Here is a 1,650-nt window from a genome sequence, read left to right as displayed (position 1 = left end):
CCTCTCGCCTTTGGTGGGGCCGACGCGCAGCCTGCACGCGGCGCAGGGGTTGGACGTCTGGAATGTGGAGCGCGTCGGAGATGACGTGCTGGTTATTGGAGGTCTAAGGGTTTAAGGTCTGGAGCATTTGACAGAAAAAGTTGGTCTGGCCGCCCCCTCCCGTTGCTTCGCAACGCCCTCCCCCACAAGGGGAGAGGGGCAAAAACCACAAGTCATTAGTTATGTCAAGTGTCACAAGAGTTTGAACTCTTTGACGCTCCACAGGAGCAAAACATGTTTACTGGAATCATCGAACAAACAGGCCGCGTCACCCACGCCGCCGAGCAAAATGGCAACCTCACCCTCCGCATCGCCCCCGCGCAGATGTGGCCCGACCTCGCGCTCGGCGAGTCCATCGCCTGCTGCGGCACCTGCCTGACCGTGACGGGCTGGGACGACCAGAGCTTCAGCGTTGACCTCTCCCGCGAAACGCTCGCCAAAACCGCCGACCACTGGCAAGTCGGGCGCGAAATCAACCTGGAACGGGCCATGCTCGCCAGCACGCGCTTTGGCGGGCATATCGTCAGCGGGCATGTGGACGGGGTGGGCGAGATTCTGGAAGTCAGCCCCGAGGCGGGCGCGTACACCATGCGGGTGCGTGCGCCAAAGCAACTTGCCAAATACCTGACCCCCAAAGGCAGCATCACGGTGGACGGCGTAAGCCTGACGCTGGTGGACGTGGGCGGCCCCGCTGGAAGCCGCAGCGAATGGCCCGCCGAGGAATTCACCCTCTGGCTGGTGCCGCATACGCTGGAAGTCACGACGCTGAAGCACTGGCGCTCAGGCACGCAGGTCAATCTGGAAGCCGACCAGGTGGCGAAGTATGTGGAGCGGCTGCTGGCCCTGACAGGCGCGGAGGAAAGCGCATGAGCAACTCCATCAACCATCAACCATCAACCTCTCCGACATTCCGACGCTGCTGGCCGAACTCCGCGCAGGCCGCCCCGTCATCCTGGTAGACGACGAGGGGCGCGAGAACGAGGGCGACCTGCTGATGCCCGCCGCCACCGCCACGCCGCAGTGGGTCAACTTCATGGCGCGGGAAGGGCGCGGGCTGATTTGCGTCACCCTCACGCCGGACCGCGCCGAGCGCCTCGCCCTCACGCCGATGGTGGGCCACAGCACCGACCCCAACGGCACCGCCTTTACCGTCAGCGTGGATCACCGCTCCAACAGCACTGGCATCAGCGCCTTCGACCGCGCCGCGACCATTGCCGCGCTGCTGGACGACGGGACACAGCCAGCCGATTTTCGCCGCCCTGGACACATTTTCCCGTTGGTGGCGCGTCCTGGCGGGGTGCTGCGCCGCGCTGGACATACCGAAGCGGGCTGCGACCTCGCCCGTCTCGCGGGGTTTCCGCCCGTGGGTGTCATCTGCGAAATCATGGGCGACGACGGCGAAATGTCGCGCCTGCCCGACCTTCTCGCCTTCGGGGAAAAGCACGGCCTGAAGGTCGGCTCCATCGAAGCCCTCATCGCCTACCGCCTCGCGCACGACCCCTTCATGGAGAAGGTGGCGGAGGCCAAGCTCCCGACCCGTTTCGGGGACTTCCGCATCGTGGGCTTTCGGGACACCCTCAGCGGGGCTGAACACGTCGCGCTGACGATGGG

At 65.0% G+C, this 1,650-nt stretch carries 2 protein-coding genes; both read left to right on the top strand.

Going from position 1 to position 1,650, the window contains the following annotated elements:
- Positions 1–273: 273 nt before the first annotated feature.
- Positions 274–909: a riboflavin synthase gene (locus Q4C89_RS10975; protein WP_303102650.1), complete on the top strand. Its 636-nt coding sequence runs from the start codon at positions 274–276 to the stop codon at positions 907–909.
- A gap of 22 nt (positions 910–931) precedes the next feature.
- Positions 932–1,650: 3,4-dihydroxy-2-butanone-4-phosphate synthase (ribB, locus tag Q4C89_RS10970; protein WP_303102657.1), on the top strand; the 719-nt coding region annotated here is incomplete at its 3' end.

It is taken from the genome of Deinococcus sp., from assembly GCF_030523985.1.
In the GTDB taxonomy this organism is placed as follows: Bacteria; Deinococcota; Deinococci; order Deinococcales; family Deinococcaceae; genus Deinococcus.
This window is presented reverse-complemented; position numbering and strand designations above follow the sequence as displayed.